Genomic DNA, 20,109 nt, shown 5'->3' with positions numbered 1-20,109 from the left:
AAAAATAATGGCAACAGTAGTAGAAACATATTTGGATAATGCAATCGCAGCAAATGTAGCTTACGGTGATTTAACTAATGATATAGTTAGTGATCCAAGCAAATATTTTTATTATTTAGCTGATAAAAAAGGTGAAGTAAAACTCTCTTCCTCCCAAGCCAAAGCTTTCGCTGGAGTTACAGAACAGATGAAAGACGGTCAAGTGGTCACAGATGATAAGGGGAATATTCAGTATAAATTTGTGACAGAAAAAGTCACACAACCAGATGGCAGTACCAAAGATATCAGAACCAAAGGCTACACCATCCTCTCCACCTACTCCGATCCAAATACCGGTTATTACGGTGTGTTGTTTAAAGATAATACAACAGGAAAACTGACTATATCAAATAGAGGAACACAACCAAATAAATTAAATGACTTATTAAATGATACCTCTCTTGTAACCAAACAGGTTCCCGAACAGTTTAATTCTATGGCTACTTTTATGAACCAACTGATCGATGAAGGTAAGATCACAAAAGAAGATGATGTGACCATGACTGGACATTCTGCAGGAGGAACATTGACCCAGATGGGAACTGCTGCATATAGCGAGTATATTGATTCAGCTTCTACACAAAATTCTCCTGGGGCAAAAGATTTAAATAGTTATGTTTATGAAAAAGACGGTCAATACTATTACAGAGAAATATTGAGTTATAGCACTACTTCTGGAACACCGAATTATGGTAATGAACAAGAGATTACAGAAGCAGTATATGAAGCACATCTACGATTTCTCGCAAATAAGGATAGTGCAGAAGTAAATAATAAAATCACTAACATCAAAGCAGACAACGGACCAACTTTTATCGCGGATCTAAACGAAGATATAGGAAAAGAGATAAGCGTTTTAGGTAGTAGTCACTCCCTTGTAGATTTAGTGCAGATACTATCTTCACTACCTACAGACCTCTTTGAAAAAATGCCTGGATATGATGCAAGTAAAAATTATAAGGTTGTTCCTTTAAATGCATTACAACTGATGGCAAAATATTTCAATATAGATGTCACAGACATCATCAATGCAAATCCAAATAAAGACTTTGTCGATGGGTATCTTATTTTTAATCCACAGAATGATATTTATCTACCAGCAGGACTTTCTATCGATTTTCAAGACGGCCACCCGATCGACTTTAACTCCGCTATAGTTCATATGTCTGATCCCTTGGTACTTGATACCGATAAAGATGGTTTCATCTCTACTATCTCACTCCAAGATTCTGAAACCTACTTCGATATTAACGGAGATGGTGTCAAAGATAAAACCTCGTGGATCAAAGGCAATGATGCCCTGCTAGTCTATGATAAAAATGAAGATGGACAGATCAGTGGTATCGATGAAGTATTTGGTAATGACTTCAAAAGTGGTTTCGATGAACTAAGAGATGTCGCAGATAGTAACTATGACAATAAGATAGACAGACGTGATGCCCTGTTTAACCGCCTTCAGGTCTGGCATGATTATAACGGGAACGGTAAAGTCGATGATGGAGAACTTAAAAGTCTCAAAGATGAGGGTATCACATCGATAAACCTAAATTCTTTGCAAACTACGATCAACCTAGACGGTGCCATACTCACAGAAGCATCTCATTACTTAGATACCAATGGCAACCAAGAACTAGCAGCAGATCTGGAACTAGAATATACATCGACCGTCTCTCAAGATAATTCAAACTATGATGGCGGTATCGATATCGATACAGTTTTATTGCCACAACTTAGAGGTTATGGTTATGTCGGCAATACTTTGATCGACTATAATACAAACACTACGCTTGAGACGATGGCAAAAGAGTACGCTGGAGATATCAACCTTGTAGCCAATCACTTTGACGACTTTCTCGCAACTTGGTCTGGTTTTTATGATATGGCAGCAACAAGAGGTATCGCCAAAGAAGACTTCACCCCTGGTTTTTTAAATGTAACATCTATTAAATTGTGGATGTTAGAGCATTTTAGTGGCAATCTCATCAATGCTTGGCGAACGGAAGTCCACTTAAGAGAAAATACAAACGGTGGCTATCATATCACAAGTTATAATGATGAAGATTATATAAAGGAAAAATACAATGAACTCCTGAGTCATTATCAGGGTATCTTTGCTTTACAGGCTTTTTATGAAGATAAACTCAGTGGACTCAGTTATGATCTTGCTCAAGATCAGTTTGTGATCGCCGATCAAAATGCTTTTGATGAAAGCTTTGTGACCTATATGAACGATACATCCGTTAGTATAGATTATAAAATCTTTCTTGCTGAGACACTGAACAATCTCAAAGATGTTTTTATTAACTTTGATTTTGATGGGGTATTGAGCAATATAGAAGATGACTCCTTGCAAACTATGGTGCAAAGTATCCTAAACGGACAAAGCAGTTCGACATATTACTTGTTTGATAAAAGCAATATCAATACCGTAAAAGATATCACGGTTATAGGAGACGATAGTGATGACATCATCAATATAAACAGTAACAATCATAACAGTACGATCATCGCAAACCAAGGCAATGACAAGATCATCACAAAAAATTCAAACGATACCTATATTTTTAATCGAGGCGATGGAGTGGATACGATTTATGATACAGACGGTGAGGATAAGATAAAATTTACAGCTAACATCTCAAAAGATGATATCTCGTTTACTACCCAAGGCGATAATCTTGTCATCAATATCGCAAATTCTACCGATACAATAACAATAATCGACTTTGGCAAGAAAGCCAACCGTATCGAAAAACTGACATTTGCAAATGGAGATGAACTATCTCTCGAAAGCTCTAATATCATCTCTTTGTTCGTCACAGAAGGAAATGACATCGTAGAACTCGATGATGCAAACAACACCATCAATGCCCTTGGTGGTGATGATATCATCAGGACTTTCGCAGGCGATGACACCATCTACGGTGGAGTCGGGAGTGATACCATAGATGCAGGCAATGGGGATGATACTTTGATCGGTGGAGCGGGTGATGATACGCTTCAAGGAGGAAGTGGCAATGACATCTATATCTTTGCTAAAGGTGATGGCAAAGATGTGATCACAGATAGCTCAGGAAATGATACTTTAAAATTTGCAGATGGCATCACCAAAGATGACTTGATTGCAAAAGCAAACGGCAATGATATGATCATAGGTATCAAAGAAGACGGTGTTGACTTTGCGGATCTCTCTGATACCATTACCATCAAAAACTATCTCACGAGCGGTTTGATCGAAAATATAAAACTCAGTGATGATACAACCATAAATCTAGATGAACTTCAAAGCGGAACAGAGGGAGATGATTATCTTGCATATGGCAACAACGCCGTACATGTCGATGCTCTTGGTGGAGCAGATACCATTATCTCTGGAAATGGAGATGATGTCATAGTCGCAGGCGAAGGGGATGATATCATAAGATCTGGCAATGGAGCCAATAACATTGATGCAGGAGCGGGCGATGATGTGATCACATCAGGCAGTGGTGACGATGTGATCAATGCAGGCAGTGGAGATGACACGATAAGCGCAGGCAGTGGAAACAACACTGTTGATGCAGGTGATGGAGCTGACATCGTGACCTCAGGTAGTGGGGCAGATACTTTAATCGGTGGAGCAGGCGATGACACGCTGAGTTCCGGCTATGGAGCCGATACGCTTCAAGGAGGAAGAGGGGATGACTTGCTTCAAGGAGGACTGGGTGATGATACCTATATCTTCAATCGAGGCGATGGAGCGGACACGATCGATGACTCATACACCTATGGATACAACCATCAACTGAACCAAAATGCAGGTAACGATACACTAAAATTTGGCAATGGTATCAGTGCGGATGACCTCGTAGTACGAGCTGATGGAGCTGATATGATCATAGGCATCAAAGAAGACGGTGTTGACTTTGCGGATCTCTCCGATACCATAACGCTCAGAAACTATGTGGATTCAAACTCTCGCATCGAAAATATCATGATGTCTGATGGCGGTATCATCAGTCTCAATCAACTCATCAGTGCCACAGAGGGAGACGATCAGCTTATCTATGGAGATGATGCCGTAACAATCGATGCTCTAGGTGGAGATGATAGGATCATCAGTGGCAATGGCGCAGATATCTTAAATGGTGGAAGCGGTAATGATCACATCACTTCAGGCAATGGAGATGACGTGCTCGATGGAGCAGATGGAAATGATATACTAGAAGCAGGCGCAGGTAATGACACACTAAAAGGTGGAGCAGGAGATGACACCCTTCAAGGCGGCAGTGGAGCCGATACGCTTAGTGGTGGAAGTGGAAATGATCTACTCCAAGGAGGGCTAGGAGATGATACCTACCTTTTCAATCGAGGTGATGGAGTTGATGTTGTCTATGATGCCTACCAATACGGAAGCGGTGGCAATGATACGCTGATCTTTGGCGATGGCATCAGTCAAGAAGATTTGATAGTCAAGGTTGATGGCAGTGACCTTCTCATCGGTTTGAGAGAAGACGGTAAAACTTTCGATGCACTCAATGATATAGTGAGATTACAAGACTATTTTAACCCTAATAACCGCATCGAAACTTTGCAATTGAGTGATGGTTCCACTTTGACGCTAGATCAGTTGCAAAAAGGCACACAAGGCGATGACACGCTCTATTTTGATGATAACAATACGACCATCGATGCACTTGGTGGTGATGACAGAGTGACGACTGGTTTGGGTGATGACAATGTCAACGGCGGAGCAGGCAATGACATACTCATAACAGGCGGTGGCGATGATGTCGTAAAAGGTGAAGACGGTGATGACATACTACAAAGTGGCAGTGGTGATGACATGATCTACGGCGGAGCGGGGAGCGATACCATAAATGCAGGCGATGGGAACGATACCCTTCAAGGTGGAAGTGGAGCCGATACTCTCTATGGTGGAGCAGGACATGATACGTATCTTTATGCTAAAGGAGATGGCCATGACACCATCAATGATACGAGTGGAAACGATACTTTAAAATTCGCAGAGGGCATCACCAAAAATGACTTGATTGCAAAAGCAAACGGCAATGATCTCATCATAGCTATCAAAGAAGACGGCGTTGACTTTGATGCACTTAGCGATAAGATTATCATCAAAAACTATCTCACAGGTGGCAAAATCGAAAACTTTCTCTTGGCTAATGCGACAACGATTGCACTCGATGAGATCGAAGTCGGAACTGAAGAAAGTGACTATCTTGCATACGGCGATGAACCGGTCACAGTCGATGCTCTTAGTGGGGACGATACCGTGATCACAGGAGCTGGCGCTGACATCATAGATGCAGGAAGCGGAAATGACACCGCAAACTCCGGTGGAGGAGCAGATACTCTACAAGGAGGTGAAGGCGACGATGTTCTAAACTCTGCTGGAGGAAATGACTCCCTACAAGGGGGTGCAGGAAATGATGTCTTAAATGCAGGTACTGGTGACGATACGCTAGAAGGGGGAACAGGAGTTGACACTCTAAAAGGAGGTCTAGGAAACGATATTTATGTCTTTAACAAAGGGGATGGTAAAGACAAACTCAGCGATGAGGGCGGAACCGATACCATAAAATTTGGTGATGGAATCTCTAAGGAAGATTTGATCTTTAAGCAAGTAGGGTATGATCTAATCTTGGCTATCAAAGAAGATGGTAAAAGCTTTAACCAGTTAAGTGATAACATAAAAATAACCAATTATTTCAGACAACAGTACACCATAGAAACACTAAAATTTAGCGATGGCAGTGAGATGAGCAGCAGTGATGTCGCCGGTTTGTTTGTGGATGTCAACATACAAGATACGATCTTTAGTGCACAAGGCGCCACGCTTCGGGGTGGAGCAGGAGATGATACGTATGTTTATAATAGAGGTGATTTTACCGTTGTGGTGGATGATAACTTCTACAAAGACGGACTCGAAGTCAATGCAGGCAATGACACACTTAGGTTTGCAACCGGTATCACTAAAGCAGATGTGAGTATTGGTGTCAATGGGGCAAACTTGATCATCAAGGTCAATGGAGATGAGACATACCAAGAATTGCAAGACATCGTGGTTATCAAAGATTGGCAATCTGCAAATCGTGGTATAGAGAAGATCATCTTTAGTGACGGTGAAGTTATGAATATCACAAAAACAGAAGATTTCCCAACGATAACCTTTGATAACTCTTGGACAACAAGCCGCTATTATATATACGGTAACGACAATGACGAGATCAATGGCACAAGTAGCAATGATACGATAGAAAGTGCAGGAGGAGAAGATATCGTCTATGCAGGAGCCGGCAACGATATCGTTTATGGCGGAGACGGCAATGACATCATAGATAGTGGAGCAGGAAACGATAGGATCATCGGTGGGGCAGGAGATGATTATCTCAAAGATAATTCTGGAGATGATGTTTATGTGTTTAACCGTGGTGATGGACGAGATTTTATCAAAGATACCAACGGAGATGATAAGATATATTTCGGTGATGGAATTACGAAAGACGATATCGTTATAAAGGTGTTCGATAATAATTTGGCAGTAGGGCTAAAAGAGGGAGCTACATCTTTTTACTATCTTAGTGATCGCATTGTTATCAAAGATTGGTATGTTCAGAGTGGACGAATCGAATCCTTTGAGTTTAGTGATGGGACATCTCTTGATGTCACAGAGATCATCGCAGGTATCGGTACGGATGGAGATGATACGATTTTTGGTTTAGATAATGAAGACACTACCCTAAACGGAGGAAAAGGTAACGATACTTTAAACGGTAAAAATGGCAATGACACCTTAAACGGTGGGATTGGCAATGACATCATAAATAGTGGGGTAGGCAATGATACACTAGACGGAGGTGTTGGTAATGACTCACTAGATGGCGGTGCAGGTGATGACACCTATATCTTCGCTAAAGGTATGGGCAAAGACACTATCGTAGACAGTGGTGGTAATGATACTCTGCAAATCAATAGTGAATTAACAAAAGGTGATATGTTATATGAGCGAATCGGAGATGACTTGGTATTTGGAATCAAAGAGAGTGGAAAAAGCTTTGATGAACTCAGTGATACCATAACTATCAAAAACTGGTTCAATTCCCTAAATGACAGAGTAGAAACCGTAAAATTTAGCAATGGTGAGACGATTACGGCAAATGATATATTGGTTCCAACCGATCAAAAAGATACTTTTACATACGGCGCAGAGGCAGATACGATATCAGCTTTGGGCGGAGATGACTACATAGAATCCGGCGCGGGGGATGATGTCGTAAATGGAGATGGCGGTAATGATACGATTTATGGACAAGACGGTAACGATACCATAAACGGAGGAGAAGATAATGACACACTTTACGGCGGAAATGATAACGATGTGTTAAACGGTAATGACGGAGATGACACACTTTATGGCGGTAAAGGTACGGATGTGCTCTACGGCGGGACAGGTAACGATACTTATGTATTTGGACGAGGTGATGGGGCAGATACCATATATGACTATAACGAGAGTTATAGTGGTTGGAGTGGCGGGAATGACACTCTGAAGTTTGCAGAGGGGATTAGTGCAGATGATATTCTCATAAAACAAGTAGGATCTAACTTAGTAGTAGCTCTGAAAGAAGATGGTAAAACATTCGATGAGTTGAGTGATAAGATCAGGATTACGAATTGGTCGTATAATGATCCAATTCACCCTGACTATCTTGAAACATGGCAGAATTATCATGCTCGCTTCGGGATTGATAACTTTACCTTTAGTGACGGTACCGCTTGGACAACGGCAGATATTATGGCACATATCGGGACGGATGATAATGATGTGATCTTTGGACTAGACGGAGCCGATACGATAGAAGGTGGCAAGGGTGATGATACGCTTTACGGGAGAGTAGGAGATGATACCTATGTCTTTAATCGCGGAGATGGGAAAGATACTATATATGATGCTTATCGTGATGGTAATGCAGGTAACGATACGCTGAAGTTTGGTGAGGGAATCACGCAGGATGACCTAATCTTTAAAAAAGATGGGAACAATGTACTTGTTGGTATCAAAGAAGATGGAAAAACTTTCGACGAGTTGAGTGATGTTGTTACGATGCAAAATTGGTACAATAAGAATAATCGTATCGAGAACTTTGAACTGAGTGATGGCACGGTGCTGGGTCAAGATATCATCTTAAGGACACCAACTGAGTTTGATGACCACTTAGAGTATGGTGAGACAGCAGATACGATATCAGCTTTGGGCGGAGATGACTACATAGAATCCGGCGCGGGGGATGATGTCGTAAATGGAGATGGCGGTAATGATACGATTTATGGACAAGACGGTAACGATACCATAAACGGAGGAGAAGATAATGACACACTTTACGGCGGAAATGATAACGATGTGTTAAACGGTAATGACGGAGATGACACACTTTACGGTAATGACGGAGATGATACGCTTTATGGCGGTAAAGGTACGGATGTGCTCTACGGCGGGACAGGTAACGATACTTATGTATTTGGACGAGGTGATGGGGCAGATACCATATATGACTATAACGAGAGTTATAGTGGTTGGAGTGGCGGGAATGACACTCTGAAGTTTGCAGAGGGGATTAGTGCAGATGATATTCTCATAAAACAAGTAGGATCTAACTTAGTAGTAGCTCTGAAAGAAGATGGTAAAACATTCGATGAGTTGAGTGATAAGATCAGGATTACGAATTGGTCGTATAATGATCCAATTCACCCTGACTATCTTGAAACATGGCAGAATTATCATGCTCGCTTCGGGATTGATAACTTTACCTTTAGTGACGGTACCGCTTGGACAACGGCAGATATTATGGCACATATCGGGACGGATGATAATGATGTGATCTTTGGACTAGACGGAGCCGATACGATAGAAGGTGGCAAGGGTGATGATACGCTTTACGGGAGAGTAGGAGATGATACCTATGTCTTTAATCGCGGAGATGGGAAAGATACTATATATGATGCTTATCGTGATGGTAATGCAGGTAACGATACGCTGAAGTTTGGTGAGGGAATCACGCAGGATGACCTAATCTTTAAAAAAGATGGGAACAATGTACTTGTTGGTATCAAAGAAGATGGAAAAACTTTCGACGAGTTGAGTGATGTTGTTACGATGCAAAATTGGTACAATAAGAATAATCGTATCGAGAACTTTGAACTGAGTGATGGCACGGTGCTGGGTCAAGATATCATCTTAAGGACACCAACTGAGTTTGATGACCACTTAGAGTATGGTGAGACAGCAGATACGATATCAGCTTTGGGCGGAGATGACTACATAGAATCCGGCGCGGGGGATGATGTCGTAAATGGAGATGGCGGTAATGATACGATTTATGGACAAGACGGTAACGATACCATAAACGGAGGAGAAGATAATGACACACTTTACGGCGGAAATGATAACGATGTGTTAAACGGTAATGACGGAGATGACACACTTTACGGTAATGACGGAGATGATACGCTTTATGGCGGTAAAGGTACGGATGTGCTCTACGGCGGGACAGGTAACGATACTTATGTATTTGGACGAGGTGATGGGGCAGATACCATATATGACTATAACGAGAGTTATAGTGGTTGGAGTGGCGGGAATGACACTCTGAAGTTTGCAGAGGGGATTAGTGCAGATGATATTCTCATAAAACAAGTAGGATCTAACTTAGTAGTAGCTCTGAAAGAAGATGGTAAAACATTCGATGAGTTGAGTGATAAGATCAGGATTACGAATTGGTCGTATAATGATCCAATTCACCCTGACTATCTTGAAACATGGCAGAATTATCATGCTCGCTTCGGGATTGATAACTTTACCTTTAGTGACGGTACCGCTTGGACAACGGCAGATATTATGGCACATATCGGGACGGATGATAATGATGTGATCTTTGGACTAGACGGAGCCGATACGATAGAAGGTGGCAAGGGTGATGATACGCTTTACGGGAGAGTAGGAGATGATACCTATGTCTTTAATCGCGGAGATGGGAAAGATACTATATATGATGCTTATCGTGATGGTAATGCAGGTAACGATACGCTGAAGTTTGGTGAGGGAATCACGCAGGATGACCTTGCTTTTTGGATGGATGGTGGTAATCTTCAAGTAGATGCAGGTAATGGTGATACAGTGACAATCAACTCTCAAATCAATCCAAACAATGCTATCGAAAAAATAGAACTTGCAAATGGTTCATACTTAACAAATATCGATCTTGAAAAGCTCATCGAAGATCTCAATCTATATACTTCAGAAAACAATATCACCATAAATAGTGCGGAAGATGTTCATAACAATGCCCAGATGATGAACATCATACAAAACGCTTGGAGAAATTCAGACAACACCGGTGGCGAGTACACACCTCCGATAGTTGTTGATCTCAATGGAGATAAAGTTACTTCCGTAGCTATGGAAGATGGCAATGTATACTTTGATTATGATGGGGATGGGATCAAGGAAAGAACCGCTTGGACACAAAGCGGAGATGCCCTTTTGGCAATGGATCTAAACGGTGATGGGATCATAAACAACGGCTCAGAATTGTTTGGAAACTATACCAAACTCTCTGATGGTACTTTCGCAAGTGACGGATACGCAGCACTTGCCCAATATGACAGCAATCATGACAATATTATCGATGCAAATGATAGTGCTTTTGCAAGTCTGAAGTTATGGAAAGATGTCAATAACAACGGGATCACAGACTCCGGAGAATTGACAAGCTTACAATTAAGCTCGATCACGGCGATTTATCTTTACCGAGAAGATGGTAGCACCTTTGATCAAGTCATAGAGGCTGGAAATATCATCTCAAATCAAACAAATTATACCACTCAAGATACCTCAGGGCTAGTGCGAGATATTTGGTTTCAAACAGATAGTAACGACACTATAACAAATAACGAAACATACATCAGCACCGATAAAGATGAAAGCTTTAGCGGAGGTGAAGGTAACGATACTTATATCATGAAACTAGGTGGCGGAAAAGATGTGATTGATGACAATGATCCTACCGGATTAGGGGTGGATACTATAAAATTTGCAGATGGTATAAGCCCAAATCAAATACTCGTAGCATGGGATCAAGCTACAAATGGATTATTGATCGGTATCAGGGAAAATGGTGACAATAGTACTGCTTTGAGAGACTTAGACAATCAAGTCGTTATAAAAAACTGGTTTGCAAATGAAGGAAAAATTGAAAAGTTTGAATTTTCAGATGGAACAGTTTTAGATACTGATTCCATATATAACAAGCTTTTAGCAGCAAGAGATAACGGTGAATTGACTGCTAGAGTTCTGCATAATGATGATACTTTAATAGGTGGCAGGTACAATGACGTACTATTTGGAGCAAGTGGCAATGAACTCCTAAAAGGCGGTGATGGGGATGATTATCTGAGTGGACAAGCAGGCGATGATAAGCTCATGGGCGGAAACGATGATGATACACTAAATGGAAACCAAGGTGATGATATCTTGATGGGTGAAAGTGGAGACGATTATTATATCTTTGAGAGAGGTGACGGACATGATATAATCATAGACAGTTCAGGTAACGATACACTGATGTTCGGCTCCAACATCACACGCCAGGATATTTTAGCAAAGATAGTAGGAGATGATATCATCTTTGGACTCAAAGAAGAGGGAAAAACTTTCGATGCGTTAAGTGATACGATCACTATAAAAAATTATGCTCAAAGTGGGTTTGAGATAGAAACCGTGCTCTTTGATGATGGTTCTGCTTATCATGTTGCGGATTTACTCAATCAAGCACCAATTTTGGAATCTGCAATACTGACAATCGATATGCAAGATATAAGAGTAATCGCAGATAGCTTTAAAGTAACTGATCCAGACAACGATCCCCTAAGCTACACCGTAAGAACAGCTCCGGCAAACGGCAATCTCACACTCAATAGTGATGGAACCTGGAGTTATGAAGCCATTGGAAATTATATCGGAGCTGATAGTGCTGTAGTTCAAATAGATGACGGTAACGGTGGCGTGGTAGAGCAAACCCTGAACTTTAATCTCAGAGTCTCAGCACCAAGTATCGATACGACTTCGTTTGGCTTGCAAGAAGATACGCCTTTGAGCGATAATCTTTCTATAACTAACCCAGTTGGTGGCGCATTGACATATGAGATTATAACGCCTTCGGCAAACGGAACCTTCAGCATCGATGCAAACGGAAATTACAGTTATGATCCAAAGCAAGATTATAACGGAGACGATGCCGTAATCATAAAAGTGACCAATGCATATGGTCTGAGTACAACAAGTACACTAAGCTTTGCAATTGAAGCGGTGAACGATGCTCCTGTAGCAAACATGGATAGTGCAACAACAGAGGAAAATACTCAACTAGTCCTTAATATAGTGGATATCTTGGCAAATGATACCGATGTAGATACCAATGATACGATGAATATCATCAATGTCGCTGCACCTGTGAACAGAGGAAATGCGTCTTTGGATGCCACAACCGGTGAATTCCTATTTGATCCGGGTAGTGATTTCGACCACTTGGCAGTAGGAGAAAGTGAGGAGGTGTCTGTTGCATACACTATTGCAGACAGTGCAGGGGCTACCTCTACATCAGAGATAATCATCACGGTTACCGGAACCAATGATCGACCAGTGCTGGAAACTCTAACTCCGCTTGAAACACAAGAAGATGCAGCAATGATTACCGGTATCATAACATCAACAGATGTGGATGATGGAGCAACAGCGACATATAGCACAACTGCAGCAATAGCAGGGTTTACTCTTAACAGTGACGGTAGCTACAGCTTTAACCCGGCAGACAATGCATACCAATCATTAGCAAAAGATGAAAGACTGGATATTACAATACCTGTAACGGTCACCGATGATCAAAACGCAACAGACAGTAACAATCTGATCATTACGGTGATCGGTACCAATGATGTGCCGACGGTTGAAAAAACAAGCGAAGCATTTACACTTACCAACATTCGTAACATAGATGGACAAGTAATCTCAAGTGATGTGGACGGTGATACACTCAATTACAGCGTTTCCACACAAGCTGAGCATGGAACAGTTAGTGTTGATGAAAACGGTAAGTGGACTTATAAAGTAGATGGTTACTATATGGGAGAAGATAGTGCAGTGATCACTGTAGATGATGGTAATGGTGGAACGATTACAAAGACTCTAAACTTTAATGCTTTGGTTTCGGCACCGACACTAGCTGATGTGACAAATACGCTGGATGAAGATACCAACATCAGTGATGCATTGCATGTAACCAACCCGATCGGTGGAGCCCTTACATATGAGATTATCGATAATGTTGACCATGGAGTATTTACGCTAAATCCAGATGGAACGTACTCTTATACTCCAAATGCCAACTATAATGGAGATGACATACTGAGTATTAGAGTCACCAATGAGTATGGACTCAGCTCTGTCGCTACGATTGATCTCAGCGTTACTCCGGTGAATGACGCTCCTGTCGTGAGTACAGATGATCAATCTTTCACCTTAACCAACATCCGTAACATAGATGGTCAAGTCGTTGCAAGCGATATAGATGATGATACCCTAAACTATAGTGTTCAAACACAAGCCCAACATGGGACACTCAGTGTTGATGAAAACGGTAAGTGGCACTATAAAGCAGATGGCTCTTATAACGGCGATGATAGTGCAGTCATAACCGTAGATGACGGTAACGGTGGAAAAGTGACTTCAACCCTGAACTTCACAGTCAAAGGGTATATCTATGAAGGTGAAGATCTTGTCATCGATGATAATGGTGAAGATACCTTAGTGATAAATACTATCAATAAAGATGATCTTGGATTCTCTCGTGATGGAGCGGATCTACAAATTAGCGTGCAAGATCAAAATACTATTATCTTGAAAAATTACTTTACTCATATCAATACAGGAGTCAATACCATCATCACAGCACAAGGAGCACTCGCCCTTTCACGAGATGTGATCAATGATTCACAATATGGTGGGTTTTTAGCTCTAGATTCCAATGATCACCTCATAAGTGGAGATGACTACAGTAATTGGTTGATTGGAAACAGAGGTAATGATATTGTATTTGCTGGGAAAGGAAATGACTATATTAGTGGTGGCGATGGAGATAATATGATCTTTGCAGGAGAAGGAGATGATAATATCAATACTGGCAGTGGAAATGATATGATATACGGTGATGATGGAAGCGATCAGATCTATGCAGGAGATGGCAATGATACGCTCATAGGCGGCAAGGGAGATGATACACTCTTTGGTCAAAGTGGGGATGATACAATATATGGTGGAGAGGGTAATGATACAATCTACAGTGATCAAGGCAATGATACCATAGCTGCAGGAGCAGGGGATGATTTCATAGATGGTTCTTATGGAAGCGATACCTACCTCTTCAATAAAGGTGATGGCAACGATACCGTAGTGGATACTTCCTGGTTTGGTAGCAGTGATGTCGATAAGATCGTGTTTGGTGCAGGTATCACTCAAGACAATCTTCAAATCATCAGAGATGACTATGATCTTGTTTTTAAAGTAGATGATAACGATTCGATGAGAGTTAAATACTGGTTTGCAAGCGATCAAAGAAATACTATAGAACAATTAAACTTTAGCGATGGTAGTACGCTTGATTTAAATGCAGTAAACTCTTTGGCTTTAACTTTAGGAAGTGATCATAATGATTGGATTAGTGGACTCAGTAATTTCGATGATCATATCTATGCCAAAGAGGGAAATGACTTCGTATACAGTTTTGCAGGAAATGACTTTCTAAGCGGAGGTAAAGGTGATGATTTCTTAGAAGGTGGCAGCGGTAGCGATACCTATGTCTTTGATCAAGGGGATGGACATGATACCGTTAACGAATGGGCATCTTGTGGAACAGATAGTGATGTTGATACGATCAAATTTTCTCAAAATATTACCCAAGAGGATGTGAGCTTTGCTCTTAACGGTACAAACCTCTTGATTCAGTATGGACAAGACGATATGATTAAAGTTACCAATACGTATAATGCCAACGCACCGATAGAACGTATGGAACTTTCAAACGGTAATTATCTTACCAATGTTGATATGAACTTGATCATACAACAGATGAGTGCCTATGGTAGTGAACACGGTATGGATAATATCACCAATAATGATATCCGAAACAATGCCGATCTCATGCAAATTGTAAGTTCGGGATGGCATAGCGCGTAGATGAGAAGTTTTATGATTCTTTGTACTGCACTCATGATCAGTACAGCATTGGCAGAAGAGCCAAGTTTACAAACAGGCTTGGCTCTTCAATCATCGTCTATGAGTTTTAGTGATTTGGTCGGTAGAGTTGAAGCAACATCACCAAAAATCTTGCAACAAAAGGTCAATACTGAGCTTTCAAAAGCAAAACTTGCACAAGTGACATCACAATACTATCCCACGATCAACTTGGGTGGAACCAGTGAGTACTCTCATAAATTTAAGGTAAGTGCAACACCTTCTTACATAGGTGATAGCAGCTTAACCCAAGACACTCAGTATCAAACATCATCAGTACTCAGTGTCAATTATGACTTGTTTCGCTTTGGGGCAACTTATCTTGGTGTAAAAGCTGCAAAAAAAGAAATTGTTTCTTCATTAGCAAATCAGTGTGTCGTGAGCGAGCAAGTGCTTTTGGAACTTTTAGATACTTATCAAAAAGCAAGAGTCGATACTATAAAGTTGAAATATTTGAGCCAGATAGAAAAGCTTTATGAGAAGATTTATAGCTCTGGCAAAAGATTACGAACTTATGGCTCTTTGAAACAAACGGATCTTTCAACCTATGCGCTCAATGTAGCTGATACGATAGAGAGTATTTCACAATTTAAAGAAGATAGAGTCGGCCTTATAGCCCATCTTGCGTATCTTAGTGGCGCTAAGATTGACGATACGGTCACGTTAGATCCTTTGCAAACTAAAACGATATATACAGCTCTTCCTCCTTTTGAAAAGAGTACCAAGGCCAGGCAAGCAAGAGCCGTGATTGAGCAAAAAACAGCTGAGCTTGAAGCTGAAGAAAAAAGTTACTTTCCTGTTTTCTCTCTTTATGGCAAATACGATTTCTACGGTTCAAGTCAGGATACTTTTTCTAATTCTATTGATAATTTGGAGAAAAATGGATATAGGGTGGGTTTGGCGGTATCTTGGAAGATCTTTGATGGCTTTAAGCGAGAAGCAGATATCAAAATAAAACTTTTAGAGTTAAAAAATGCAAAAATCTCGCAAGAAGAAGCGAAAAGAAAATATGAAGAACAAGAAAGGCAACTCAACTACCAGATTCACAACATTTCCAAGCGAGTATTGGTCGCACAAACGAGCACTGATACTTCTCATGAGATTGTTACTATGAGCACCAGATTGCATGCACAAGGTGAGGGTGACCAACTCCAGATACTAAAAAGCAAGGTTGCTTATTATCAAAATCTTTCTAAAAATGAAGTAGCAAAAGAGATGCTAGCAAGTGCAAAGATGAAGAAAGTTTTAATACTACGTAAGGAGAGCGAATGCACAGCGCATTAGTCGCATTGGAAATAGTCGGGCAATTAAATAAAACTGCGATTGATTCAAATTCGATCATTAAAAATCATGGCTTAGGGGAGAGCGAACCTAGTATTGAAAAGTTAGTTAACATAGCAAAAGAGCAAAGTTTTAGAGCAAGATTAAAATCTCTCACTCCATCGGAGATCGCTTCTTATCCTTTACCTTGTATTGCCCAAACCAAAGAGGGTTCGTATGTGGTGGTCTTGAAAATAGATAAAGAAAAAGAGACGATGCTGTTGTTTGGGGCGGGTAAAACAGAACCCTATGTGATGAGCTACGCGGATTTTTCCCAAAACATGAACAAAAGAGTCATCATACTCAAACATCGCGTACTTAATGATCAAATCAAGTTTGGATTTATGTGGTTTTATGTGGTTTTATAATCAACTGATGCATTACAAACAGATCGTAGGAGAAATTCTACTGGCATCCTTTGTCATGCAGCTTTTTGGTTTGGTGACGCCTTTGTTTACACAGGTGGTTTTAGACAAAGTCTTGGTGCATCACTCACTGAGCACCTTGAATGTCATCGCGATGGCATTTGGAGCTGTTATCATCTTTGAATTATTACTGAATCTCGTCCGAAATTATATCTTTATACACACTACTTCGAAGATAGATGCTAAATTGGGGGCAAAACTGTTTCGTCATCTCATTTCTCTGCCTTTGGTTTACTTTGAACACAGAAAAGTGGGAAATATCATCGCTCGAGTGAGAGAGCTCGATCAAATCCGAGAGTTTATTGCCAATAAGTCTGTCACATTGATCTTGGATATTCTTTTTTCCGGTGTATTTGTAGTCATGATGCTGCTTTATAGCGTGAAATTGACTTTTATAGCGCTGAGCTTCATAGGGGTAATCGCACTATTATACTTTTTTATTACACCGCAATTAAGAAAAAGATTGGAAGAAAAATTCCAAATGGGCGCACAATCCAACTCCTATCTTGTCGAAGCAGTGACCGGTATGCAAACCGTCAAATCTCTGGCAATAGAGGGTGGTATGCAAAAAAATTGGGAAAATTATCTGGGCAATTATGTCAATTCCGGTTTTAATCTCACCAATCTTTCCAATATACTCTCAGGTATCGGCAAAGCGTTGCAAAAGCTCATGACATTGAGTATCCTTTATGTGGGAGTAGGGTTAGTCATAGATGGGAAGTTGAGTGTCGGTCAGCTCATAGCATTTCAAATGTTCGCAGGGCAATTCAGTGGACCGATCATGAGACTCGTTGGGCTTTGGAATGAGTTTCAACAAGCACTGTTATCAGTCGATCGACTTGGTGACATCTTAAATACACCGGTAGAACAGACCAATCAAAAAGCAATCACACTCTCGAAGATCGAAGGTGCAGTAAAGTTCGATAAGATCTCGTTTCGATACTCAAATGAGGGTGCTCAAATACTCAAAACTTTGTCTTTAGAAGTGAGCCCGGGTAAAAGTATTGGTGTAGTAGGGCGAAGCGGAAGCGGGAAAAGCACCTTGACAAAGTTATTGCAAAGACTTTATCTTACAAATGAGGGCGCCATCTATCTAGATGGAGTGGATATAAGACATATGAACCCTTCCTGGCTCAGGCAGAACATTGGAGTGGTTTTGCAGGAAAATTATCTCTTCAGTGGTACCATAAAAGAAAATATAGCTTATACGATGCCAGGAGCTTCGATGGAGCATATCATCAAGATCACCAAGATTGCCGGGGCTCATGAGTTTATCAGTGAATTCCCTCAAGGATACGATACACTTGTAGGAGAGAGGGGTTCGTCTCTATCCGGTGGTCAAAAACAGAGGATTGCCATCGCTCGGGCATTACTTAGCAATCCAAAGATCTTGATATTTGATGAAGCGACATCTGCATTGGATTATGAATCTGAAAAGATCATACAAGATAATCTAAAAAATATCAAAGCAGGACGCACGACATTTATCGTTGCACATCGTCTTAGTACGGTTCGTACATGTGATGAAATTGTCGTGATGGATAAAGGAGAAATCGTGGAGATGGGGAGCCATGATGAATTAATGAAAAAGAATGGCTATTATAACTTCCTAGTTAGCCAACAGGAGCGATGATGTTTAAAATGTTCAAAAAAAGAAAACAAAATGATATACATGAGTTTCAGCCGCTCTTAGTTGAAATCGAAGACAGACCTCTTAACCCACTAGGCAGGAGCATCCTTTGGATCATATTGGCCGTGATGTTATTTGGTAGTCTGTGGCTTTTCTTTGCTAAAATCGATGTGGTTGTTAGTGCAAGAGGAAAAGTGATTCCTCAAGGAGAGATAAAAATCCTCCAACCCATAGAAAAGGGGATTATTACCAAGATTTTTGTTAAAGAATGTGAAAAAGTGCACAAAGGACAAGTGCTGATGCAGATTGATCCTAGTGTCACAAAAACCAGTCTTGAGTCAAAAGAAAAAGATATGAGCGTTACCAATATGGAGATTGCAAGATTAGAAGCATTGGTGAAGAATAAAAAGTTTCGTTATATCAGAGGTACAGATAAAACCATTTATGCCGAACAATATGATCAATATGAGCAGCAAAAAAACACATTTTCACAAAACATGCTGAAGATCAATATGAAAGAAGAACAAGCCGTTTCACAGCTAAATAGTGCAAAATCTGATGCAAAAAGAGTTCAAGATCTTTTAGACGTTAGTAAAGCGAGGCTGGAAAAGATGAAAAAAGTGCTTGATATTATTGCGCAAAACGATTACGAAGAAGTCTTGAAAAATATCCATAACTTTGAAAATCAGCATATGATGGCACAAAGTAAGATAGTTGAGCTTCAAAAGCATATTTTAGAGACCAAACAAGAAGCCAAAGTTTACAAATACCAAATGTATTCGCAATGGTTTAAAGATTTAACCCAAAAACAAAAGGAGAGGCGAGATCTCGTATCTCAAATCAATGCGATATCTTTTCAAAATAAAAAACAACAAATTATATCACCGACAGACGGACATGTTGGAAAACTACTCATAAATACCGAAAGCGGCGTCGTGACACCCGCTGAAAAACTTATCTCTATAATCCCGGAAAATGTCCCACTCATAGTCAAAGCCACCGTGTTGAACCAAGATATTGGTTTTATCAAACAAGGAATGAAATGTACCATAAAAGTTGACACGTTTAGTTTCCAAAAATATGGCTCATTTGATGGCAATGTGACAGCTATCGCTCATGATGCGATTGATGACAAGAAGTTAGGTCCTGTTTATGAAGTCAAGATCATGCCCAAACAAAAAGCATTGCTTGTAGAAGGAGAATACAAACCGTTAGAACCTGGTATGAGTGTTACTACAGAGATTAAAATAGGAAGAAGGAGAGTCATAGAGTTCTTTATCTATCCGCTAATAAAATATATGGACGAAGGATTGAGTGTGAGGTAATGAGGATAGTTATTATGAAATAAA

5 protein-coding genes are annotated in these 20,109 nt (G+C 40.5%); all 5 read left to right on the top strand.

Annotated features, from left to right (window positions below):
- The first annotated feature begins 7 nt into the window (after positions 1 to 7).
- The 5 genes from SFB89_RS10880 to SFB89_RS10860 are packed head-to-tail and all read left to right on the top strand — an operon-like array spanning position 8 to position 20,085.
- On the top strand, positions 8 to 15,328 hold the full coding sequence (locus SFB89_RS10880; RefSeq protein WP_331774714.1) for a calcium-binding protein: 15,321 nt from the start codon (positions 8 to 10) through the stop codon (positions 15,326 to 15,328).
- On the top strand, positions 15,329 to 16,669 hold the full coding sequence (locus SFB89_RS10875) for a TolC family protein (protein WP_331774713.1): 1,341 nt from the start codon (positions 15,329 to 15,331) through the stop codon (positions 16,667 to 16,669). It begins immediately after the preceding gene.
- Complete coding sequence (locus tag SFB89_RS10870) at positions 16,654 to 17,073, top strand: cysteine peptidase family C39 domain-containing protein (RefSeq protein WP_331774712.1); 420 nt, start codon at positions 16,654 to 16,656, stop codon at positions 17,071 to 17,073. Before SFB89_RS10875 ends, SFB89_RS10870 begins: the two co-directional genes overlap by 16 nt.
- A complete protein-coding gene (locus SFB89_RS10865) occupies positions 17,027 to 18,763 on the top strand; it encodes a peptidase domain-containing ABC transporter (RefSeq protein WP_331774711.1) in 1,737 nt (578 codons plus the stop codon). Before SFB89_RS10870 ends, SFB89_RS10865 begins: the two co-directional genes overlap by 47 nt.
- Positions 18,763 to 20,085 carry an HlyD family type I secretion periplasmic adaptor subunit gene (locus SFB89_RS10860; protein ID WP_331774710.1) on the top strand — a complete coding sequence of 441 codons (1,323 nt, stop codon included), beginning with the start codon at positions 18,763 to 18,765 and terminating at the stop codon, positions 20,083 to 20,085. The genes SFB89_RS10865 and SFB89_RS10860 overlap by 1 nt, the downstream gene beginning before the upstream one ends.
- Positions 20,086 to 20,109: the final 24 nt, after the last annotated feature.

Origin of the sequence: Sulfurospirillum sp. 1612, from assembly GCF_036556685.1 — a bacterium.
Classification (GTDB): Bacteria; Campylobacterota; Campylobacteria; order Campylobacterales; family Sulfurospirillaceae; genus JAADIZ01.
This window is presented reverse-complemented; position numbering and strand designations above follow the sequence as displayed.